The 25671-nt window shown below is 71.4% G+C and carries 2 protein-coding genes (1 of these 2 only partly in view); both read left to right on the forward strand.

Annotated elements, in window-relative coordinates; translation table 11 throughout:
* Positions 1–17: 17 nt before the first annotated feature.
* A complete protein-coding gene (locus D7V97_RS03310) occupies positions 18–8471 on the forward strand; it encodes a non-ribosomal peptide synthetase (RefSeq protein WP_255424748.1) in 8454 nt (2817 codons plus the stop codon).
* Positions 8461–25671, forward strand: the start of a protein-coding gene (locus D7V97_RS03315) for a non-ribosomal peptide synthetase (protein WP_120609120.1). It continues 20070 nt past the right edge of the window; the window shows 17211 of its 37281 coding nt (coding positions 1–17211); it begins with the start codon at positions 8461–8463; its stop codon lies off the right edge, out of view. The genes D7V97_RS03310 and D7V97_RS03315 overlap by 11 nt, the downstream gene beginning before the upstream one ends.

A 25671-nucleotide genomic window follows, 5' to 3' on the forward strand; every position in this document is an offset into this window, starting at 1 on the left:
ACGGGAAGCTGGAGTTCCTGGGGCGCGTGGACTTCCAGCTGAAGGTGCGCGGATACCGCGTGGAGTTGGGCGAGGTGGAGGCGGGGCTGAGCGCATGCGAAGGCGTGCGCGAGGCGGTGGTGGTGGCACGCGAGGACGTGCCCGGGGACAAGCGACTGGTGGGGTACGTGGTGGCGAAGCCGGGCCACACCGTGGACGTCACGACGCTGCGAAGTGAGCTGAAGGGGCGGCTGCCGGAGTACATGGTGCCGTCGGCCCTCGTGGTGCTGGAAGCCCTGCCGCTCAACGCGAACGGCAAGGTGGACCGCAAGGCCCTGCCGAAGCCGGAGCCCACGGAAGCGGAGACGCACGGCTACATCGCGCCGCGCACGGCCACCGAACAGACCCTGGAGCGCATCTGGGCCCAGGTGCTGCGGCGGGAGCGCGTGGGCATCCACGCCAACTTCTTCGAGCTGGGCGGCGACTCCATCATCAGCCTCCAGATCGTCGCGCGCGCCGCACAGGCCGGCCTGCGCATCACCACCCGACAGCTCTTCCAGCACCAGACGATCGCCGCGCTGGCGGGCGTCGCCACGACGGCCCAGCTCGTCGTCGCGGATCAGGGCGAGGTGCGTGGGCCCGTACCGCTCACGCCCATCCAGCGCCGGCTCTTCGAGGAAGACGTCGTTGATCCGCACCACCTCAATCAGTCGTTGATGATCGAAGTCCGCCGTCCGGTGGACGCCGCGCTCCTGGAGCAGGCACTCCGCCAGCTCGTCGCGCACCACGACGCCCTGCGCCTGCGCTTCACCCGCGACGCCCACGGCTGGTCGCAGGAGAACGCGGGGCTGGATCACCCCCTGACGCTGCGGCGCCTGGATGTGTCCGCGCTGGACGAAGCCGCGAAGGCGAAGGCGCTCCAGGAGGCCGCGGCCCAGGTGCAGGCGAGCCTGGTGCTGGAGGAAGGACTGCTGCTGCGCGCGATGCTGATCCATCGCGGTGAAGGCCACACGGCGCGGCTGCTCCTGGCGGTGCACCACCTCGCGGTGGATGGCGTGTCGTGGCGCGTGCTGTTGGAGGACCTGGAGACGGCCTACCAGCAGCTCGCCTCGGGTCAACCGGTCCGGCTGCCCAAGAAGACGACCTCCTTCCAGACGTGGGCCCGCAAGCTGGAAGCCCACGCCCGCACCCCGGAGGTGCTGGCCGAGCGCGCCTTCTGGCTGGAAGGCACCCGGAGTATCTCGCCGCTGCCCGTGGACCGGGCCGGCGGTGAGAACGTCGTGGCCTCGACGCGGAGCGTGTCGCTGTCGCTCGACGTGGAGGAGACACGGCTGCTGTTGCAGGAAGTGCCCAGCGCGTGGCGCGCGCAGATCAACGACGTGCTGCTCGCGGCGCTGGTCCAGTCGATGGCGCGCTGGACGGGGCAGCCCCGCGTGCGCGTCAACCTGGAGGGCCACGGACGCGAGGAGCTGTTCGCGGACGCGGACATCTCCCGCACGGTGGGGTGGTTCACCGCCGTGTATCCCGTGCTGCTGGAGGTGCCGGTGTCCGGCAGCCCCGGCGACGGCCTGCGCGCGGTCCGCGACACCCTGCGGCGCCTGCCGGGCAACGGCCTGGGCTACGGGCTCCTGCGCTTCCTGGGCGATGACGCGACGGCGGAAGCCCTGCGCGCCGCGCCTCCCGCGCAGGTGTCCTTCAACTACCTGGGGCAGTTCGACGGCGTCGCGTCCGGAGCAGGGGACACCGCCTTCCGCATCGCCCGCGAGGGCAGCGGTCCCGTGCGCAGCCCGCGCGCGCCGCGCCGCCACCTCCTGGACGTCAGCGGGCTGGTGCTGGACGGGCAGCTCCAGTTGAGCTGGAGCTACAGCGAGAACCTGTACACCCAGGCCACCATCGAGTCCCTGGCCCGCGACTTCGTGGCCGCGCTGCGCACGCTCATCTCGACCCGAGCGTCGCAGGATGCCGCTCGCCGCACGCCCACGGACTTCCCGCTCGCCCGCGTGGAACCGGCCGCGCTGGAGCGAGTGATGGCGGCGGTGCCCGACCTGGAGGACCTGTACCCGCTGTCACCCATGCAGCAGGGCATGCTCTTCCACACGCTGCTGGAGCAGGCGTCGGGCGCGTACTTCGAACAGCGCTCGTGGAGCTTCCACTCCGCGTTGGACCTGGTCGCGCTCAAGCAGGCCTGGGAGGACGTCCTCGCGCACCACCCGGTGCTGCGCACGTCCTTCTTCTGGCAGGGACTGGAGGCACCGCTCCAGGCCGTGCATGCGCGCGTGACGCTGCCTTGGAAGGAACTCGACTGGCGAGGGCTGCCCGCGGCGGAGCAGTCGTCGCGCCTGGAGTCGTTCCTCGCGGAGGACCGGGCGCTCGGCTTCGAGCTGTCCCGTGCACCCCTGATGCGGCTGGCGCTGATCCGCACCGAGGAGCACGCGTACCGGCTGGTGTGGAGCTTCCACCACCTGCTGACGGACGGCTGGAGCTCCGCGCTCCTGCGCAAGGCGGTCTTCACCCGCTACGCCGCGCTCGTACAGGGCAACGCCCCGGCCCTCGCGAAGGGCCCGGCGTATCGCGAGTACATCGCCTGGCTCCAGCGTCAGGACCTGGCGCGCACGGAGGCCTTCTGGCGCGACACCCTGGCGGGTTTCTCCTCCGCCACGCCGCTGCCGGCGGGCGCTGCCTCCCGCACCCTCGCCACCGGGGGGCTGTCGGAGCAGGCGGTGCTCCTGCCGACCGCGGAGACCGAGGCCCTCCAGGCCTTCGCGCGCCGTCACCAGCTCACCCTCAACACGCTGGTGCAGGCCGCGTGGGCCCTGGTGCTCGCGCGTCACGCGAACACCTCCGACGTCGTCTTCGGCGCGACCGTCGCGGGACGTCCTTCGGAGCTGCCGGGCGTCGACACGATGCTGGGCATGTTCATCAACACGCTGCCCGTGCGCGTCCTCCTGGAGGAAGAGGCGACCGTCGTGCCGTGGCTCCAGCGGTTCCAGGCGCAGCAGGTGGAGCTGCGCAACCACGAGCACAGCCCGCTCGTGCAGGTGCAGGGCTGGAGCGCCGTGCCCCGGGGAACGCCCCTCTTCGAGACGCTGCTCGTCTTCGAGAACTACCCCGTCGACACCACGGTGGACTCGCAGGCCCGCCAGCTGGACGTGCGTGACTTCCACGCCTTCGAGCGGACGAACTACCCGCTCACCGCCGTGGCCGCTCCCGGCCGGGAGCTGTTGCTCAAGCTCGCCCATGAGACGCCGCGCTTCGACGAGGCCACGGCGAAGGCCCTGCTCGGCCAGTGGCGCCGGGCCCTGGAGGGGCTGGTTGCTCGGGAAGGACAGCGGCTCACGGACGTGACGCTCCTGTCGTCGGAGGAGACGCACGCGCTGCGCGACACCTGGAACGCGACGCGCACGGAGTACCCCCGCACGCTCGCGGTGCAGCAGCTCTTCGAGGCCCGCGCCGCGCAGGCCCCCGACGCGGAGGCGCTGCGCTGGAACACGGGCCGCATGACGGCCGGTGCACTGGACGCGCGCGCGAACCAGCTGGCGCACCACCTGCGCACCCTGGGCGTGGGCCCGGAGTCCCGCGTGGGCATCTGCCTGGAGCGGGGCCCCGACCTCGTCGTCGCGCTCCTGGCCGTGCTCAAGGCCGGTGGCGCCTACGTGCCCCTGGATCCGACCTATCCCGAGGACCGGTTGGGCTACATGGCCCGCGACGCCGGCCTCTCCGCGCTGCTGACGCACCAGCACCTGGAAGCGCGCCTGCCCGGCGTGAACACCCCGGTGGTCCGCATGGACGCGCTGGAGGCCGTGCTCGCGGCGCAGCCGACCACGCGTCCGGACGTGTCCGCGCTTCCAGAGGCGCTCGCCTACGTCATCTACACGTCCGGCAGCACGGGCCGCCCCAAGGGCGTGATGGTGACGCACGGGGGCGTGGTCAACTACCTCGCCTGGACGCTGGGCGCGTATCGCGTGGCGGACGGGCAGGGTGCGCCGGTGCACTCGTCGTTCTCCTTCGACCTCACCGTGACGAGCCTCCTGGCTCCGCTCGCCGCGGGCCGTCCCGCCGTGCTGGTGGATGAAGCCGTGGGCGCCGTGGAGGGCCTGGGTGAGGCCCTGCGCCGTCAGGCCGACCACAGCCTCGTGAAGCTGACGCCCGCGCACCTGCGACTGCTGGAGGCGCAGCTCGGAGAGCAGGACGCCCCCGGCCGTGCTCGTGCCTTCGTCATCGGCGGCGAGGCCCTGGGCTACGAGGCGCTGGAGCACTGGCGGCGGTACGCGCCGGGCACGCGGCTCATCAACGAATACGGCCCCACCGAGACGGTGGTGGGCTGCTGCATCCACGAGGTGCGCGACGACGAACCGCGCACGGGTCCCGTGCCCATCGGTCATCCCATCGCCAACACGCGCCTGTACGTGCTGGACGCGGTGGGCCGGCTCGCGCCGCTCGGGGCCGTGGGCGAGCTCTTCATCGGTGGCGACGGCGTGGGCCGAGGCTACCTGGGCCGCCCGGACCTGACGGCGGAGAAGTTCGTGCCGGATCCGTTCAGCATGGAGCCGGGCGCCCGCCTGTACCGCACGGGCGACACCGTGCGCCGCCGCGCCGACGGCGTGCTGGAGTACCTGGGCCGCAAGGATGATCAGGTGAAGGTGCGGGGCTTCCGCATCGAGCTGGGCGAAATCGAAGCCGTGCTGACCGCGCTCCCGGATGTCGCCGCGGGCGTGGTGCTCGCGCGCGAGGACGTGCCCGGAGACCGCCGCCTCGTGGGCTACGTGGTGCCGAAGCCCGGTGCATCGGTGGAAGCCGCGTCGCTGCGGACCGCGCTGCGCAAGACGCTTCCGGACTACCTCGTCCCGGTCGCCTTCGTGGTGCTGGACGCGCTGCCCGTGGCGGTGACGGGCAAGGTGGACCGCAAGGCCCTGCCCGCACCGGAGGCCGCACGCCCGGGCGAGGACTCGGGCTTCGTGGCCCCCCGCACGCCGGAGGAGGAGCTGCTCGCGGGCCTCTTCGCGCAAGTGCTGGGCGTGGAGAAGGTGGGCGTCCACGACGACTTCTTCGCGCTGGGCGGACACTCGCTCCGGGCGACGCAGGCCGTGTCGCGCGCCCGGGACGTGTTCCAGGTGGAGCTGCCCCTGCGCGACCTCTTCGAGGCGCCCACCGTCGCGGGGTTGCTGCCGCGCCTGCTGGACGCGAAGGCGAAGGACGCGGAAGGCCCGCGCGTGCCGCCCCTGGTGGCCGTGCCGCGCACGGACGCGCTGCCGCTGTCGTTCGCGCAGCAGCGCCTCTGGTTCCTGGATCAACTGGAGCCGCAGGGCGCGTTCCACAACGTGCCCGCGGCGCTCCGGCTCACGGGCACGCTGGACGTGACCGCGCTGGAGCGGGCGTTCGCGGAGCTGTTCCGCCGCCATGAATCGCTGCGCACCGTCTTCCGCTCCGAGGAGGGCCGGCCGCTCCACGTCATCCTGCCGGTGCCGGAGGTCCCGCTGCCCACGCAGGACCTGCGCTCACTGCCCGAGTCCACCCGCGAGGCGGAGGCACTCCAGCGGGCCCAGGACGAGGCGAAGCGTCCCTTCGATCTCTCGAAGGGGCCGCTGCTGCGCGTGACGTTGCTGAAGCTCGCCGAACAGGAGCACCTGCTGCTCCTGACCATGCACCACATCGTCTCCGACGGTTGGTCCATGGGCGTGCTCGTGCGCGAACTCGTGGCCCTCTACGAGGCCTTCCGCCAGGGCCTGCCGTCGCCGCTCCCGGAGCTGACCCTCCAGTACGCGGACTACGCCGCGTGGCAGCGCCAGTGGTTGGAGCAGGGCGCGCTCGCGCAGCAGCTCGCGTGGTGGCGCAAGCAGCTGGACGGCGCACCGCAGACGGTGGACCTGCCCACGGACCGGCCCCGGCCCACCGTGCAGACCCACCATGGTGAGCAGCTCCAGGTGCTGGTGCCGCCGTCGGTGATGGCGGACCTCCAGGCCCTGTGCCGCCGTGAAGGCGTCACGCTCTTCATGGCGCTGCTGGCCGGCTTCCAGGTGGTGCTGTCGCGCTACACGCGCCGCACGGACATCGTGGTGGGCACGGACATCGCCAACCGCAACCGCGCGGAGACCGAAGGGCTCATCGGCTTCTTCGTCAACCAGCTCGTCCTGCGCGGCAACCTGGGCGGCGACCCCACCGTGCGCGAGCTGCTGGCCCGCGCGCGGGAGACGGCGCTGTCGTCCTACGCGCACCAGGACCTGCCGTTCGAGGAGCTGGTGAAGGAGCTGAACCCCAAGCGCAGCCTGGGGCAGGCCCCGCTGTTCCAGGTGAAGCTGGTGCTCCAGAACACCCCCGCGTCGCGGCTGGAGCTGCCCGGCCTGAAGCTGTCCCAGGTCGGCCAGGAGGTCACCCGCGCCAAGCTGGACCTCACCGTCGCGGTGCAGGAGACGCCCCAGGGGCTCGCCTGCGTCTGGGAGTTCGCCACCGACCTGTTCGATTCGTCGACCGTGGCCCGGATGGCGAAGCACTTCGGACAGGTGCTGGAGGGCCTGACGCGCGAGCCATCCCGCCGCCTGTCCTCGCTGTCCCTGCTCACGGGCGAAGAGCGCCGCACGCTGCTGGTGACGTGGAACGACACCCGCACGGCCGAGCTGCCGGGCCCGACGGCCACCGCGCTGTTCGAGGCGCAGGCCGCGCGCACGCCCGAGTCCGTGGCGGCGGTGTTCGGCGCGGAGTCGCTGACGTACGCGCAGCTCGACGCGAAGGCCAATCAGCTCGCGTGGCACCTGAAGCAGAGCGGGGTGGGGCTGGAGTCGCGGGTGGGGCTGTGCGTGGAACGCTCGCTGGACATGGTGGTGGGCATCCTCGGCATCCTCAAGGCGGGCGCGGCCTACCTGCCCCTGGATCCGTCGTACCCGGCTGATCGCCTGGCCTACATGCTGGCGGACGCGGCGGTGCCCGTCATCGTCACGCAGGACGCCCTGGCGGATGAATTGCCGTCGCAGGGCGAGTTGCTGGTGTGCCTGGACTCGGACGCGGCCCGCATCGCGAAGCATCCCGTGACGCCGCCGCCAGTGAAGCTGGAGCCGGAGCACCTGGCGTACGTCATCTACACGTCGGGTTCGACGGGAAGGCCGAAGGGGACGCTGTTGCACCACCGTGGCTTGTGCAACACGGCTACGGCGGCCATCGCGGCGCTGGGCATCACGCGCACCAGCCGCGTCCTCCAGTTCGCGGCGTTCGGCTTCGACGCGTCGGTGTGGGAGACGTTCTCCGCGCTGCTGGCCGGCGCGGCCCTGTACCTGACGCCCCGCGAGGAGCTGATGCCCGGCGCCCCCCTGCACGGCCTGCTGAAGTCGCAGGGCATCACCACCGTGACGCTGACGCCGTCGGTGCTGGCGCAGCTGCCCGCCGACGACCTGCCCGCGCTCACGGCCGTGGCCGCCGCTGGTGAGGCGTGCTCCGCGGAGCTGGTGCGCCGCTGGTCTCCCGGCCGCCGCTTCCTCAACGCGTACGGCCCCACCGAGGTGACGGTGTGCGCCACCGTCCGCGCGAACGTGGATCCGGAGCGGCCCACCATCGGCACGCCGCTGCCGAACGTGCGGGTGTACGTGCTGGACGAATCCGGGCAGCCGGTGCCCGTGGGCATCCCCGGCCAGCTGCACGTGGGCGGCGTGGGCCTGGCGCGAGGCTACCTGCACCGCGCGGACCTGACCGCGGAGCGCTTCGTGCCGGACGCCTTCGGGCCCGACGCGGGCGGCCGGCTCTACGCGACGGGCGACCTGGTGCGCTACCTGCCGTCCGGGGACCTCGAGTTCCTGGGCCGCATCGACCACCAGCTCAAGCTGCGCGGCTACCGCATCGAGCTGGGCGAGGTGGAGGCGGCCATCGCGGATCATCCCGCCGTGGAAGCCACCGTCGTGCTCCTGCGCGAGGACGTGCCCGGCAACCCCCGGCTGGTGGGCTACGCCGTGCCGCGCGAGGGCGAGGTGCTGGACCTGCGCGCGCTGAAGGAAGCGCTCCTCACGCGCCTGCCCGAGTACATGGTGCCCACGGCCTTCGTGTCGCTCCCGGCGCTGCCGCTCACGCCCAACGGCAAGCTGGATCGCCAGGCGCTGCCGGCACCGGACACGGAGCGGCCCGCCCTGGAGAAGGGCTACGTGGCGCCTCGCGACGCGCTGGAAGAGGAGCTCGCCGGCATCTGGGCGGAGCTGCTCGGCGTCAAGCAGGTGGGCGTGCACGACGATTTCTTCGAGCTGGGAGGCCACTCGCTCCTGGGCACCCAGCTCATCTCTCGCATCCGCACGACGTTCGACGTGGAGCTGCCGCTCCGGGACATCTTCGAGTCCCCGACGGTGGAGAACCTCGCCGTCCACATCGTGCAGGCCCAGGCCGCGCAAGCAGACCCCGCGGAACTCGAACGACTCATGGGGGAGCTGGAGAACCTGTCCGCCGAAGAGGCGGAGGCGCTCCTTTCCTCTGACGAAGTGCTCCCCCAGGACATCAAGAAGGCTTCCAGCAATGAGCAGTGACGCAGACAAGCGCATCGCAGCCCTGTCCCCCGAGAAGCGCGCCCTCCTGCTCAAGCAGCTGCGTCAGCAGCAGGCCCAGCAGGGCAAGCCCGCGCGCGCGCCGGTCATCGCCTCGCGTCCCCGGGATGGGTCGCCGCTGCCGCTGTCCTTCGCCCAGCAGCGCCTCTGGTTCCTGGATCAGCTGGAGCCGGAGAGCGCGCTCTACAACATCCCTCTCGCCATCGAGCTGAAGGGCGAGCTGAAGCAGGACGCGCTGGAGCGAGCGTTCACGGCCCTCCAGGACCGCCACGAATCGCTGCGCACCACCTTCCGCACCACGGAGGCGGGGCCCGTGCAGGTCATCGCGCCGCCGTCGCCGCTGACGCTGGACGTGGTGGACCTGCGCGCCCTGTCCGGCGCCGCGCTCCAGGACGAGCTGTACCGGCACGTGCGCGAGGAATCGCTGCGCCCGTTCCACCTCACCCGGGGCCCGCTGGTGCGCGCGTCGCTCCTGCGCACCCAGGAGCGCGAGCACGTCCTGCTGGTGACGATGCACCACGCCATCTCCGACGGCTGGTCCATGGGAGTCGTCATCCGCGAGCTGGCCTCGCTCTACGACGCGTTCCTCCACGGCCGTCCGTCGCCGCTGCCTCCGCTGACCCTCCAGTACGCGGACTACGCCGCGTGGCAGCGCGAGTGGCTCCAGGGCGAGACGCTGGAGGCGCAGCTCAAGTGGTGGAAGGAGCAGCTCTCCGGTGCGCCGGATGTGATTGACCTGCCCACGGACCGGCCGCGTCCGGCGGTGCAGAGCTCGCGCGGCGCGAAGCACTTCGTGCAGCTGCCCCGCGCGCTGTCCGAGTCGCTCAAGGCGCTCGGGCAGAAGGAGGGCGCGACGCCCTTCATGACGCTGCTGGCGGCGTGGCAGGTGCTGCTCGCGCGCTACACCGGCCAGGACGACCTCCGCGTGGGCACGCCCATCGCGGGCCGCAACCGGGCGGAGCTGGAGGGCCTCATCGGCTTCTTCATCAACACGCTGGTGCTGCGCGCGCGGGTGACGCCGGAGATGACCTTCCGGCAGGTGCTCGCGCAGGTGCGGGAGCGGGCGCTGGGGGCGTACGCGCACCAGGAGGTGCCGTTCGAGAAGCTGGTGGATCTGCTCCAGCCGACGCGCTCGCTCAGCCACTCGCCGCTGTTCCAGGTGATGTTCAGCCTGCAGAACGCGCCGGTGTCGGAGCTGGTCCTCCCGGAGGTGGCGCTGCGCACGCTGCACGTGGAGTCCCAGACGACGAAGTTCGAGTTGACGTTGTCGCTGTCGGAGGCACCGGCGGGGTTCAACGGGTCGCTTGAGTACAACACCGACCTGTTCGACGCGGCGACGGTGGAGCGGATGGCGGGGCATCTGGAGGTGATGCTGCAAGGCATCGTGAAGGATCCCGACACGCGCGTCTCGGACCTGCCGCTGATGGGCGTGGAGGAGCGCGCGCGGATACTGGGCCCGCTCGCGGGCACGGTGGCCCCGGAGCGTGAGGGCGCGGAGACCATTCACGGTCTCTTCGCGGCGCAAGCGGTGAAGACGCCGGGCGCGGTGGCCGTGGTGCACGAAGGGACGGAGCTGACGTACGCGCAGGTGGAGGCGCGGGCGAACCAGCTGGCGCGTCACCTGCAGACGCTGGGCGTGGGGGAGGAGAGCCGGGTCGGCGTGTGCGTGGAGCGCACGGAAGCCATGGTGGTGGCGCTCTTGGGCGTGCTGAAGGCAGGGGCCGCGTACGTCCCGCTGGACGCGACGTACCCGAAGGAGCGTCTGGCCTACATGCTGGAGGGCACGGGCGCGCCGGTGGTGGTGACGCAGGCGGGCCTGGAAGACGTGCTGCCGGAGTACACGGGTCAGCGCGTGAGGCTGGACACGGACGCGGGCGTGCTGGCCGCGTACCCGGAAGCAACCCTGGCCACCACGACCGCCGCGCAGCAACTGGCGTACGTGCTCTACACGTCGGGAAGCACGGGCCGTCCGAAGGGCGTGGCGGTGACGCACGCGAGCGCGGCGGCCTTCCTGAAGTGGGCCACGGGCACCTTCAAGCCGGAGCAGTTGAAGGGCGTACTGGCCGCGACGTCGTTGAACTTCGACCTGTCGGTGTTCGAAGTCTTCGCGCCGTTGGTGAGTGGCGGCACGGTGGTGGTGGCGGAGAACGCGCTGGCCCTGGCCGGGCTGAAGGAAGCCGAGCGCGTGACGTTGCTGAACACGGTGCCGTCGGCGGTGGCGGAGCTGGTGCGAAGCGGAGGCATCCCGTCGACGGTGGAGACGGTGAACCTCGCGGGCGAAGCGCTGCCGAACCGACTGGTGCAGGCGCTGTACGCGCTGCCGCAGGTGAAGGAGGTCAACAACCTCTACGGCCCGACGGAGGACACGACGTACTCGACGCACGCGCGGGTGGAGCGCGGAGCGAAGACGGAGCCGCGAATCGGCCGTCCGCTGGAAGGCACGCAAGCGTACGTGCTGGACGCGAAGGGCCAGCCGGTGCCGGTGGGCGTACCTGGAGAGCTGTACCTGGGAGGCGAAGGCCTGGCGCGCGGCTACCTGGGGCAGCCCGGGTTGACGGCGGAGCGCTTCGTGCCGGACGCGTTCAGCAAGAAGCCGGGAGCGCGGCTGTACCGCACGGGCGACAAGGTGCGGTGGCTGCGCGACGGCGCGCTCGAATACCTGGGCCGGATGGACTTCCAGGTGAAGGTGCGAGGCTTCCGCATCGAGCTGGGCGAAGTCGAAGCGGCGCTCAGCAAGTGCGAAGGCGTGAGCGAGAGCGTCGTGGTGGTGAGCGAGGAGCCGCCGGGCATCAAGCGACTCGTGGCCTACGTGGGCGGTGCGGAGGAGACGCGCCCCACGGTGGACGCGCTGCGCGCGGCGTTGAAGGACCTGCTGCCGGAGTACATGGTCCCGTCGGCGTTCGTGATGCTGAAGTCGCTGCCGCTCAACGCGAACGGCAAGGTGGACCGCAAGGCCCTGCCGGCGCCGCAGGCGGGTCGGCAGGAGTCGGGCAAGGACTTCGTCGCGCCCCGGACCCCGGAGGAGCGGACGCTCGCGGACATCTGGGCGTCGGTGCTGGGCGTGGAGAAGGTGGGCATCCACGACAACTTCTTCGCCCTGGGTGGCGACTCCATCATCAGCATCCAGATCATCTCGCGCGCCAACCAGGCCGGACTGCGGTTGATGGCGAAGCAGCTCTTCCAGCACCAGACGGTGGCGGATCTGGCCCGGGTCGTCACGGCCGCGCTCGCCTCCCAGGCTGAACAGGGCCTCGTGCGCGGGCCCGTGCCGCTCACGCCGGTGCAGGGCTGGTTCTTCGAGCACGCGCCTGCCCAACCGCACCACTTCAACCAGGCGGTGATGATCGAAGCGCGGCAGCGCGTGGACGCCGGGCTGTTGGAGCGGGCGCTGGCGCGACTGGTGGAGCACCACGATGCCCTGCGCCTGCGCTTCGTGCGCGGCGAGACGGGCTGGTTGCAGGAGAACGCGGGCCTGGAGCAGCCGGTGTCCCTGCGGCGCCTGGACGTCTCGCGCTTCGCGGGGGACGACGAAGCGCAGCGGCGCGCCATCCAGGCCGCCGCGACGCAGCTGCACCAGGGCCTGCGGTTGGACGAAGGGCTGCTGCTGCGCGCGATGCTCTTCGAGCGCGGCGAGGGTCACACGGAGCGCCTGCTGCTGGTGGTGCACCACCTTGCGGTGGATGGCCTGTCGTGGCGCGTCCTGCTCGAGGACCTGAACACCGCCTACCAGCAGCTGCGTCGCGGCGTGCCCGTGGCGCTGCCGCCGAAGACGACGTCCTACCAGGAGTGGGCGCGCAAGCTGGAGGCCCACGCCCACGGGCCGGAGCTGGATTCGGAGCTGGCGTTCTGGCTGGACGGAGCGCAGCAGGTCGCGCCCCTGCCGGTGGACTTCGCGGGGCCCAACACGCTCGCGTCGGCGAGCAGCGTCCGTTCGGTGCTGGAGGTGGAGGACACGCGCACGCTGTTGCAGGAGGTGCCGGCCGCGTATCGGGCGCACATCAACGACGTGCTCCTGGCGGCGCTGACGCAGGCGCTCTCGCGGTGGTCGGGACAGGAGCGGGTGCGCATCAGCCTGGAGGGCCACGGTCGCGAGGAGCTGTTCGCGGACGTGGACATCTCCCGCACGGTGGGTTGGTTCACCGCGATGTACCCGGTGCTGCTGGAGGCCCCGCGCTCGGGCTCGCCGGGTGACGGGCTGCGCGCCGTGCGCGACACGCTGAGGCGCCTGCCGAACAAGGGCGTGGGCTACGGGCTCCTGCGCTACCTGCGCGACGGTGGGGACGCCGCGAAGCTGCGCGCCGTGCCCCCGGCGCAGGTGTCCTTCAACTACCTGGGCCAGTTCGACGCGATGGCCGCGGGCGAGTCGATGTTCGGACTCGCGCGGGAGCCTGCGGGCCCCGGCCAGGGTGAGGACGGCTTGCGCACCGCGCTGCTGGAGCTGAACGGCCTGGTCATCAACGGCCGGCTGGAGCTGTCCTGGACGTACAGCACCCAGGTGCACGCGCGCGCCACGGTGGAGGCGCTGGCGGAGTCGTTCATGACGACGCTGCGCACCCTCATCGCGAACCGCGAGACGCAGGACGCGAAGCGCTTCACGCCCGCGGACTTCCCGCTGGCGAAGCTGGACGCGCCGGGGCTCGCGCGCCTCCTGGCGGAACGTCCGGACCTGGAGGACGTGTATCCGTTGTCCCCGCTCCAGCAGGGCATGCTCTTCCACGCGCTCCTGGAGCCCGGCTCGGGCATGTACTGCGAGCAGATGGCGTGGAGCTTCCACGGCACCGTCAACCTGCCGGTGATGCGCCGCGCGTGGGAGCTGCTGGTGGAGCGCAACGCCGTGCTGCGCACGTCGTTCGTGTGGGACGGGGTGGCGGATCCCCAGCAAGTTGTTCACGCCACGGCGGAGCTGCCCTGGCGGGAGCTGGACTGGCGCGGCCTGTCGCCCGCCGAGCAGCTGGAGCTGTTCCAGCAGTATCAGGAGGAGGACCGGGCGCGAGGCTTCGATGTGTCGCGCGTGCCGCTGCTGCGGCTGACGGTGATCCGGCTGGATGATCAGGTGCTGCGCTGCCTGTGGACCATCCACCACCTGGTGCTGGACGGCTGGAGCATGTCGCTCCTCATCCAGCAGCTGTTCGGGCTCTATCGGGCCCTGGACCAGGGGCAGGAGGTGCCCCGCGAGCGCCCCGTCGCGTACCGCGAGTTCATCGCCTGGCTCCAGCGGCAGGACACCGCCCGCATGGAGGCGTTCTGGAAGCGCGACCTCGCGGGCTTCCACGCCCCCACGCCGCTGCCGTACGACGAGCGCGCGGCCCAGGCGAAGCTGCGCGCGCAGGCCCCCGCGGAGCAGTCCCTCCGCCTGTCCGCGGACTCCACCGCGAAGGTGGACGCCTTCGTCAAGCGCCACCAGCTCACGTTGAACACGCTGGTGCAGGCGGCGTGGGCCCTGGTGCTCGCGCGGCACAGCGGCGAAGCGGAGGTGGTGCTGGGCGCCACCGTGTCCGGTCGTCCATCCGACCTGCCGGGCGTCGAGCGGATGACGGGCATGTTCATCAACACGCTGCCCGTGCGCGTGGCCGTCCCCGCGAACGAGCAGGTGGTGCCCTGGCTGCGCAACATCCAGGAGCGACAGCTGGAGCGGCGCCAGTACGAGCACAGCCCGCTGGTGCGGGTGCAGGGCTTCAGTCAGGTGCCGCGCGGCACGCCGCTGTTCCAGAGCCTCTTCGTCTTCGAGAACTTCCCCATCGACTCCACGCTGAGCCAGCGCGCCAGCGTGCTGGAGGTGCGGGACGTCCAGGGCCGTGAGCGCAGCAACTTCCCGCTGACCGCGTCGTCCAGCCCCAGCCGCGAGCTGCTCCTGAAGCTGGCGTACGACACGCCGCGCTTCGAAGCCGAAGGCATCGAACGGCTGCTGGGACAGTGGCAGCGCGCGGTGGAAGGCCTGGTGGCGGCCGAGTCCGGGCGCGTGTGGCAGGTGGGCGTGCTGTCGCCGGAGGAGCAGCGACGGGTGCTGGTGGAGTGGAACCAGACGGCCACGGAGTACCCGCGCGAGGCGAGCATCGGGGACGTCTTCTCCGCGCAGGTGGCGCGGCGGCCGGACGCGGTGGCGCTGGAGTCAGGTGACGAGAAGCTGACGTACGCGCAGCTGGACGCGCGGGCGAACCAGCTGGCGCACCTGTTGCGCTCGCGCGGCGTGGGCCCGGAGTCGCGGGTGGCGCTGTGCCTGGAGCGCGGCGTGGACCTGGTGGTGGCGCTGCTGGGCATCCTCAAGGCGGGTGGCGCGTACGTGCCGCTGGAGGCGGACTACCCGCGCGACCGTCTGGCGTACATGCTGTCGGAGGCCGGGCCCCGCGTGCTGGTGACGACGCGCGAGCTGGGCGCGCGGCTGCCCACCGAAGGCCTGGACGTGCTGTGCGTGGAAGAGGAGCGCGAGTCGCTCGCGCGTCAGCCCACGTCCCTGGTGGTGAGCGGAGTCGGGGGCGGCAACCTGGCCTACGTGGACTTCACGTCGGGCAGCACGGGCAAGCCCAAGGGCGTGTGCACGGAGCACGCGGGCGTGCTGCGCACGGTGCTCCACCCCAACTACGCGCGGCTGGACGCCGAGGACACGCTGCTGCTCGTGGCGCCGGTGTCCTTCGACGCGTCGACGCTGGAGGTCTGGGGCGCGCTGCTGAACGGCGCGCGACTGGTGGTGTACCCGCCGGTGCCCGTGGGTGACGTGAAGGAGATGGAGGGCGTGCTCCAGCGCCACGGCGTCACGGTGCTGCACCTGACGGCGGGCCTCTTCACGCAGATGGTGGACGGCAACCTGGAAGGGTTGCGCGGCGTGAAGCAGCTCCTCACGGGTGGCGACGTGGTGTCGGCGCCGCACGTGAAGCGCGCGCTGGAGGTGTTGGGCGTGACGGTGACGGCCTGCTACGGGCCCACGGAAGGCACGCTCTTCACAAGCTGCCACCGCATGGAGACGGTGGAGTCCATCGGCACGACGGTGCCCATTGGTCGCCCCATCGGCAACACGCAGGTGTACGTGCTGGACGGGCAGTGGCAGCCGGTGCCGGTGGGCGTGGCGGCGGAGCTGTACGCTGCGGGCGACGGCGTGGCGCGAGGCTACCTGGGCCGGCCGGAGCTGACGGCGGCGGCGTTCCTGCCGAATCCGTTCGGCCCTCCGGGCAGCCGCATGTACCGCACGGGAGACCTGGCGCGGTGGCGCGCGGACGGCGTGCTGGAGTTCCTGGGCCGAGGCGACACGCAGGTGAAGGTGCGGGGCTTCCGTGTGGAGCTGGCGGAGGTGGAGGCCGCGCTGGGCCGCTGCGAGGGCGTGCGCGAGTGCGTGGTGGTGGCGCGCGGTGAGGGCGCCGGGAACAAGCGGTTGGTGGCGTACGTGGTGGGCGAGGGTCTGGACGTCGCGAGCGTGCGTGCGACGCTGAAGGACGCGGTGCCGGAGTACATGGTGCCGTCGGCCTTCGTCGTGCTGCCGGCGCTGCCGCTGACCGCCAACGGCAAGGTGGACCGCAAGGCCCTGCCGGAGCCGCGTGAAGCGGGCGTGGAGGTGTCCGGCACCTACGTGGCGCCGAGGACGCCGACGGAAGAGGTGCTCGCGGGCGAGTGGGCCCGGGTGCTGGGCGTGGCCCGGGTGGGCACGCGCGACAACTTCTTCGAGCTGGGCGGACATTCGCTGCTGGCGACGCAGGCCATCTCGCGCATCCGCTCCACGCTGGGCGTGCAGTTGCCGCTGCGGGCCCTCTTCGAGGCGCCCACGGTCGCGGAGCTGGCGCTGAAGGTGGATGCCGCCGCGCTGGGCGCGAAGGCGCCACCCCTCCTGCCCGTGGCGCGCACGGACGCGCTGCCGCTGTCGTTCGCGCAGCAGCGCCTGTGGTTCCTGGATCAGATGGAGCCCGGGACCACGGCCTTCAATATGTTCACCGCCCTCCGCCTGGAGGGCACCCTGGACGTGGCCGCGTTGGAGCGCGCCTTCCAGGAGCTGGTGCGCCGGCATGAGTCGCTGCGCACGACGTTCCAGGCCGTGGGCCAGGAACCGGTGCAGCGCATCGCGCCCGTGCCGGAGCAGGTGCTCGCGCGGGTGGACCTGCGCGCGCTGGAGGACAGCAAGCGCGAGCTGGAGGCCCGTCGCATCGCGGGCGTGGAGTCGCGTTGGCCCTTCGACCTGGGCCGGGGGCCGCTGTTCCGGGCCACGCTGCTCCAACTGGGGGAGAAGCAGCACCTGCTCCTCCTGGCCAAGCACCACATCATCTCCGACGGCTGGTCCATGGGCGTCCTCGTGCGCGAGGTGACGTCCCTCTACGAGTCGTTCCGCACGGGGCAGCCGTCGACGCTGCCCGCGCTCCCGGTGCAGTACGCGGACTACGCGGCCTGGCAGCGCGGCTGGCTGAAGGGCGACGCGCTGGAGGAGCAGCTCTCCTTCTGGCGCGGGCAGTTGGGAGGCGCCCCGCGCCTGCTGGAGCTGCCCACGGACCGTCCGCGTCCGGCGGTGCAGGGCACGCGCAGCGCCATCCTCCACCGGATGCTCCCGGAGCGGCTCACGCACGCCCTGCGCACGCTGGGACAGCGCGAGGGCGCGACGCTGTACATGACGCTGCTCGCGGGCTTCCAGGTGTTGCTCGCGCGTCACAGCGGGCAGACGGACATCGTGGTGGGCGCGGACATCGCGAACCGCCACCACGCGGAGACCGAAGGGCTCATCGGCTTCTTCATCAACCAGCTCGCCCTGCGGGCCCGGCTGGAGGATGACCCGACCTTCCTCACGCTGCTGGGCCGCGTGAAGGACACGGCGCTGGGGGCGTACGCGCACCAGGACCTGCCGTTCGAGGAGCTGGTCAAGGCACTCAACCCCGAGCGCAGCCTCGCGCACGCGCCGCTGTTCCAGGTGAAGCTCATCCTGCAGAACACACCCACGTCCGCGTTGGAGCTGCCGGGGCTGACCTTCCGCGCCTCGGGCGCCGAGTCGGTCTCCTCGAACCTGGACCTCACGCTCTCCATCACGGAGACGCCGCAGGGCCTGTCGTGCCAGTGGGTCTACAGCACCGACCTGTTCGACGCGTCCACGATGGACCGCATGTCCACGCGGCTGAGAGCGCTGCTGGAGTCCGCGGTCGCCGAGCCCGCGGCGCGCGTGTCTTCGCTCGACGTGCTGTCCGCCGAGGAGCGCCGCACGCTGCTGGAGTCCTGGAACGACACCGCGCTTCCCCTGCCCGAGGAGGGTGGGCTGCACGGGCTCGTCGAGGCCCAGGTGGAGCGCACGCCGGACGCGGTGGCCGTGGAGTTCCAGGGCGAAGCGCTCACGTACCGCGAGCTGAACGCGCGGGCCAACCAGCTCGCGTGGCACCTGCGCGGCCTGGGCGTGCGCGCGGAGACGCGCGTGGGCGTGTGCCTGGAGCGTTCGCTGGAGCTGGTGGTGGCGTTGCTCGGCGTGCTCAAGGCGGGCGGCGCGTACGTGCCGCTGGATCCGTCCTATCCCTCCGAGCGGCTGGGCGCGATGTTGGAGGACGCCCGCGTGCCCGTGGTGGTGACGCAGGACACGCTGGCGGACGAGGTGCCCTCGCGGGGCGAGTGGCTGCTGTCGGTGGACGCGGAGCAGGCGGTCATCGCGCGCAAATCGAAGGAGAATCCGCCGTCGCTGACGGACGCCCGCAACGCGGCCTACGTCATCTTCACCTCCGGTTCGACGGGGCGGCCCAAGGGCGTGCTCGTGGAGCACCGGGGCATCCGCAACACGATCCTGCGCACGGTGGCGGACTTCGACATCGCGCCGGGTCGGCGGGTCCTCCAGTTCACCGCGTTCGGCTTCGACGCGTCCGTGCTGGAGATCTTCGGCACGCTCGCGGGCGGAGGCACGCTGGTGCTCGTGTCCCGCGACGCGCTGCTGCCGGGGCCGGAGCTGACCGCGCTGCTGCGCGACCAGCACATCACGACCTCCGTGCTGTTGCCGCCGGTGCTCGCGGCCCTGCCGCAAGAAGCACTGCCGGAACTCCAGACGATCATCTCCGGCGCGGAGGCGCTGCCGTCCGAGCTGGTGGATCGCTGGGGCGCGGGCCGCAGGTTCGTCAACTGCTACGGCCCCACGGAGATCAGCGTCACCGCGACGAGCGCCGAGTGCGCGCCGGGCGGGGGACGGCCCGGCATCGGTCGGCCGTACCCGAACACACGCCTGTACGTCCTGGACGCGGCGGGGCAGCCGGTGCCCACGGGCGTGCTGGGCGAGCTGTTCATCGGCGGCATGGGAGTGGGGCGTGGCTACCTGGAGCGCCCGGACCTGACGGCCGAGCGCTTCGTGCCAGACGCCTTCGGTGGCGAGCCCGGAGGCCGGCTCTACCGGACAGGCGACGTGGTGCGCTACCGCGCGGACGGCCAGCTGGAGTTCGCGGGACGCGCGGATCATCAGGTGAAGCTGCGCGGCTTCCGCATCGAGCTGGGAGAGATCGAAGCGGTGCTTGGCCAGCACGCCACCGTGCGTGACGTGGTGGTGGTGGCGCGCGAGGACGTGCCCGGCCAGAAGCGACTCGTGGCGTACGTGGTGCCGCAGGAGGAGGAGACGGTCGACGCGGAGGCGCTGCGCCGGTTCGTCAAGGAGCGGTTGCCGGAGTACATGGTGCCGTCGGCGGTGGTGTCGCTGGACGTGCTGCCGCTGACGCCGAACGGCAAGGTGGACCGCAAGGCGCTGCCCCGGCCGGACGTGCAGCGACTGGCGGCGGCGCCAGAGGAGGCCGCGCCCCGTCCGGGAGTGGAGACGACGCTCGCGGGCATCTGGGCGGAGCTGCTGGGCGTGGAGCGCGTGGGGCGGACCTCGGACTTCTTCGAACTCGGCGGCCACTCGTTGCTGGCGACGCAGGCCGTGTCGCGCATCCGTCAGGCGTTCCGCGTGGACCTGCCCGTGCGGGCGTTCTTCGAGATGCCCAACGTGGCCGCGCTCGCGGCGTGGCTGTCCACGCACGTCCAGGCTTCGGGCCCGGAGGTGCCGCCGCTGGTGCCGGTGTCGCGCGACCAGCCGCTGCCGTTGTCGTTCGCGCAGCAGCGCCTGTGGTTCCTGGATCAGCTGGAGCCGGGGAGCCTCGCGTTCAACATCCCGTTGACGGTGAGCCTGGAGGGCGCGCTGGACGTGCCCGCGCTGGGCCGCGCGTTCCAGGAGATCCTCCGCCGCCACGAATCCCTGCGCACCGCCTTCGGCGTGCACGAGGGCGAGCCGGTGCAGGTCATCTCCGGCGTGCCCGACGTGGCGCTGGAGGTCGTGGACCTCGCGGCACTGACGCCGGAGGAGGCCGGAGCGCGGCTGGAGCAGCGCGCGCTGGAGGAGTCGCGCCGTCCGTTCGACCTGTCACGCGGTCCGCTGGTGCGGGCCACGTTGCTGCGTCAGGACGACCACCGGCACGTGTTGCTGCTGACCATGCACCACATCGTCTCCGACGGTTGGTCCATGGGCATCTTCATGCGGGAGATGGCCGCCCTCTACGAGGCGTTCCATGCGGGCCGGCCCTCGCCGCTGCCGGAGCTGCCGGTTCAGTACGCGGACTACGCGACCTGGCAGCGCGGCTGGCTGAAGGGTGACGCGCTCGAAGCGCAGCTCTCCTACTGGCGCGAGCAGCTGCGGGACACGCCGCGCCTCCTGGAGCTGCCCACGGATCATGTCCGGCCGACGGTGCGCGCGCACCGCGCGGGGACGGTGCCGACGGAGTTCCCCAAGGCGCTGTCGGAGAAGCTCCAGGCGCTCAGCCAGCAGGAGGGCGCGACGCTGTACATGACGCTGCTCGCGGGCTTCCAGGTGCTGCTGTCGCGCTACAGCGGGCAGACGGACATCGTGGTGGGCACGGACATCGCGAACCGCAACCACGCGGAGACCGAGGGGCTCATCGGCTTCTTCGTCAACCAGCTCGCCATGCGCACGCGTCTAGACGACGCCCCGACGTTCCGCACGCTGCTGCGTCGCGTGAAGGACACGGCGTTGGGGGCATACGCGCACCAGGACCTGCCGTTCGAGGAGCTGGTGAAGGCGATCAACCCCGAGCGCAGCCTGGGCCACGCCCCGGTGTTCCAGGTGAAGCTGTCGGTGCAGAACACGCCCGCGGCCTCCATCGAGCTGCCAGGGCTCAAGCTGCGTTCGCTCGGCCGTGACGAGGGTGCGGCGAAGGTCGACCTGACGGTGTCCTTCAAGGACACCGGCATGGGGCTGCTGTCAATCAGCGACTACCGCGCCGACCTGTTCGAACGCTCGACGGTGGAGCGGATGATGGCGCACTTCGGCGTGCTGCTGGAGGGCATCGCGGCGAACCCGGACGTGTCCGTGGCAGCGCTGCCGTTGATGGGGGAGGGCGAGCGTCAGCAGGTGCTGAAGACGTGGAACCAGACGGCGGAAGCGGTGCCGTCCGCGTGCATCCACGCGCTGTTCGAAGCACAGGTGGAGCGAGTGCCCGGGGCCGTGGCGGTGGTGGCGGAGGGCAAGCAGTTGACGTACGCGGAGCTGGACGCGAAGGCGAACCGGCTGGCGCGAGCGTTGGTGAAGCAAGGCGTGGGCCCCGAGGTGCTGGTGGGGCTGTACGTGGAGCGCACGGTGGAGTCCGTCGTGGGGATGCTGGGCATCCTCAAGGCGGGCGGCGGGTACGTGCCCATGGACACGTCCTTCCCCGCGGCGCGCGTGAAGGCGATTGCGGAGGATGCAAGCCTGCGCGTGGTGGTGACGCAGCAGGCGTATGCCGAGGACGTGGCGGGGCTGGGCTGCACCACCGTCGTCGTCGAAGCGGTGGAAGAGGCGGGCGGGAGCACCGAGCGCGTGGAGTCGGGCGTGCGGAGTGAAAACCCCGTGTACGCCATCTTCACGTCAGGCAGCACGGGCCGCCCGAAGGGCGTAGTGGTGGAGCACCGGCAGCTGGCCAACTACGTGGAGAGCATCCGAGGTCGGCTGAAGCTGACGGAGGGAATGAGCTTCGCGTCGGTGACGACGCTGGCGGCGGACCTGGGGCACACAGCCGTCTTCCCGATGCTGTGCGGAGGCGGGACGCTGCACCTGGTGGCGAAGGAAGTGGCCTCCGACGCGGAAGCGTTGGGCGCGTACATGCAGACGCACCGGGTGGAGGGCTTGAAGGTGGTGCCCTCGCACCTGCGGGCGTTGCTGAGCGGACCGAATGCGAAGCAGGTGCTGCCACTGAAGCGACTGGTGGTGGGCGGCGAGGCGTCGGACAGGGCGCTGGTGGAGGCAGTGCAGCGGCTGGCGCCGGAGTGCGCCGTCTTCAACCACTACGGCCCGACGGAGACGACGGTGGGCGTGCTGACGAACCCCGTGGAAGGCACATGGGACGAAGGCGCGGCGACGCTGGCGCTGGGCCGGCCCATTGGAAACGCGCGGATGTACGTGCTGGACGCGAGCGGGCGTCCGGTGCCGCGAGGCGTGGCGGGGGATTTGTATGTGGGCGGCGCGGTGGTGACGCGCGGGTACGTGGGCCGACCGGAACTCACGGCGGAGCGCTACGTACCGGACGCGTACAGCGAGGAGCCCGGCGCGCGGCTGTACCGGACGGGAGACAAGGTCCGGCAGCGGGAGGACGGGAAGCTGGAGTTCCTGGGCCGAGTGGACTTCCAGCTGAAGGTGCGCGGATACCGCGTGGAGCTGGGCGAGGTGGAGGCGGGGCTGAGCGCGTGCGAAGGCGTGCGCGAGGCGGTGGTGGTGGCGCGTGAGGACGTGCCCGGGGACAAGCGGCTGGTGGGGTACGTGGTGGCGAAGCCAGGCCACACCGTGGACGTCACGGCGCTGCGAAGCGAGCTGAAGGGACGGCTGCCGGAGTACATGGTGCCGTCGGCCCTGATGGTGCTGGAGGCGCTGCCGCTCAACGCCAACGGCAAGGTGGACCGCAAGGCCCTGCCGAAGCCGGAGCAACTGGACGGGGACGCGCGAGGCTTCATCGCGCCGCGCACGCCCACCGAGCAGCAGCTTGCGAGCATCTGGAGTGCGCTGCTGGGCGCGAAGCAGGTGGGCCTGGGCGACAGCTTCTTCGAGCTGGGCGGGCACTCGCTGCTGGCGACGCAGGCCATCAGCCGGATCCGCCAGACGTTCCAGGTGGAGCTGCCGCTGCGCGCGTTGTTCGAGGATGCGGTGCTGGAGCGGCTGGCCACGCGCATCGACCTCGCGGTCCATGCGGGCAGCGGCATGCGGATGCCGCCCCTGGTGCGGGTGGAGCGCACGGACGCGCTGCCGCTGTCGTTCGCGCAGCAGCGCCTGTGGTTCCTGGATCAGCTGGAGCCGGGCGGGACCTCCTACAACATCCCGACGGCCGTGAGGCTGTCGGGCGAGCTGGACGTGGTCGCGCTGCGCCGCACGTTCGGCGAACTGGTGCGCCGTCACGAGTCCCTGCGCACGACGTTCCGAGCCCTCGCCGGCAGTCCGGTGCAGGTGGTGGCACCGGCGACGGAAGTGCCCCTGACGTGGGTGGACCTGTCGGGTGAGGCGGACGCGGAGGCCCGTGCGCAGGCGTTGGCGGAGGCGGAAGTCCGGCGTCCGTTCAATCTGGAGCGAGGCCCGCTCTTCCGGGTGACGCTGATCCGGTTGTCGGACGTGGAGCACGTGCTCCTGTTGTCGGTGCACCACATCGTCTCCGACGGTTGGTCGCGCGGCGTGCTGGTGCGGGAAGTGGCCGCGATCTACGGCGCGTACAGCACCGGGCAGCCGTCGCCCTTGCCGGAGCTGGCGGTGCAGTACGCGGACTACGCGGCCTGGCAGCGCGACTGGTTGCAGGGAGACGTGCTGGCGGAGCAGCTCTCGTATTGGAAGCGGCAGTTGGGAGGAGCGCCGCACGCACTGGAGCTGCCCACGGACCGGCCGCGTCCGGCGGTGCAGACGTTCCGGGGCAGCAGCTGCTCCGTGACGATGCCCCTGTCGTTGCGAGACGCCCTCTGGTCCCTGAGCCGTGAGGAGGGCGCGACGCCCTTCATGACGCTGCTCGCGGCCTGGCAGGTGCTGCTCTCGCGCTACAGCGGGCAGGACGACATCAGCGTGGGCACGCCCATCGCGGGCCGCAATCGCACGGAGTTGGAAGGACTGATCGGCTTCTTCATCAACACGCTGGTGCTGCGCACACAGGTCACCGGTGAGGCCACCTTCCGCCAGGTGCTGCGTCAGGTGCGAGAGGTGGCGCTGGGCGCCTATGCGCACCAGGAGGTTCCGTTCGAGAAGCTGGTCGAGGAGCTGAAGCCGGAGCGCGACATGAGCCGCTCGTCGCTCTTCCAGGTGATGTTCTCGCTCCAGAACGCCCCGTTGCCCGCGGCCCAGCTCCCGACCGGGCTGCGGCTGCAACCGCTGGATGCCGAAGGCGACACCGCCAAGTTCGAACTGTCCCTGGACATGGGAGACCGGGGCCAGGGCCTGTCGGCGTCCCTCGAGTACAACACCGACCTCTTCGACGCGGCGACGGCGCAGCGGATGCTGGCGCACTTCGGTGTGCTGCTTCAGGGCATCGCGGCGCAGCCGGATGCGCGCGTGCTGGACCTGCCGATGTTGGGCGAGGCCGAGCGGCGACGGGTGCTGGTGGAGTGGAACGACACCGACGTGGCGCTGCCGGTGGAGCAGGGGATTCTGGAGCGCTTCGCGGCCCAGGCACGCCTGACGCCGGACGCGCAGGCGGTGGTGGCCCCCGGAGAAGCGGCGCTGACGTACGGCGAGCTGGACGCGCAGGCGAACCAGTTGGCGCACCACCTGCGAAGCCTGGGCGTGGGCCCCGAGGTGCTGGTGGGCGTGTGCCTGGAGCGCACGCCGCGCCTGCTGGTGGCGCTGCTGGGCATCCTCAAGGCGGGCGGCGCATACGTGCCGTTGGACCCGTCCTACCCGGCGGACCGACTGGCGCTGATGGTGTCCGAGTCGCGCATGTCGCTGCTGCTGACGCAGCAGTCGCTGGAAGGCACGGTGGAGGCCCCGGGTCTCCAGCGCTACCTGCTGGACGCGGAGGCCCCCGCACGCGCGGGCCTGTCCACCGAAGCGCCTTCACGCACGGCGCAGCCTGAGAATCTGGCCTACGTCGTCTTCACGTCAGGGAGCACGGGGACGCCCAAGGGCGTCATGGTTTCGCACCAGAGCTGGGCCAATGCGTACCTGGGCTGGGAGCGAAGCTACGCCTTGAAGGCGGAGTGCCGAAGCCACCTGCAGATGGCGAGCTTCTCCTTCGACGTCTTCGGCGGCGACTTGTCCCGCGCCCTCTGCTCGGGAGCAAAGCTGGTGCTGTGCCCGCGCGAGTGGCTGCTGGAGCCAAAGAAGCTGCACGGGCTGATGGAAGCGGAGCGCGTCGACTGCGCGGAGTTCGTCCCGGCGGTGCTGCGAGGGCTGTTGCAGCACCTGGAGGAGACGGGCCAGCGACTGGAGGCGATGAAGGTGCTCATCGCCGGCTCCGACGCCTGGTACGTGAATGAGTACCGGCGCATCCGGGGCGTGATTGGCGAGAAAACGCGCCTCATCAACTCGTACGGCATCAGCGAAACCACCATCGACAGCACGTGGTTCGAGAGCGACGCGCTGGCAGCGGGGGACAACCGGCTGGTGCCGATTGGGAAGCCCTTCGCGAACGTGCGGATGTACGTGCTGGACGCGGCCTTGAAGCCGGTGCCGGCGGGCGTGGCGAGCGAGCTGTACATCGGCGGCGAAGGCGTGACGCGAGGCTACTGCCACCGTCCCGAGTTGACGGCGGAGCGCTTCGTGCCGAACCCCTATGGGGCACCGGGCTCGCGGCTGTACCGCTCCGGAGACAGGGCGCGGCACCTGGCGGACGGGAACATCGAATTCCTGGGCCGAGCGGACACGCAGGTGAAGCTGCGCGGCTTCCGGGTGGAGCTGGGCGAAATCGAATCAGTGCTGGGCAAGCACCCTGCGGTGCGCACGGCGGTGGTGCTGTTGCGAGAGGACCCGCGACGCCTCATCGCGTACGTGGTGGCGCCGGAGGGTACGGACAGCGTGCAGCTGCGCGACTTCCTGCGCGAGCGACTGCCGGAGTACATGGTGCCGGCGGCCTTCGTGGTGCTGGACGCGCTGCCGCTGACGCCCAACGGGAAGGTGGACCGCAAGGCCCTGCCCACGCCGGACGGGGCGCAGGAGACGGCGCACTTCGTGGCCCCGCGCACGCCGACGGAGGAGCTGCTGGCCCAGGTGTGGGCGCAGGTGCTGGGAGTCGCGCGAGTCGGGGCGGAGGACAACTTCTTCGACCTG

This window comes from Corallococcus sp. CA053C (assembly GCF_003611675.1).
Classification (GTDB): domain Bacteria; phylum Myxococcota; class Myxococcia; order Myxococcales; family Myxococcaceae; genus Corallococcus.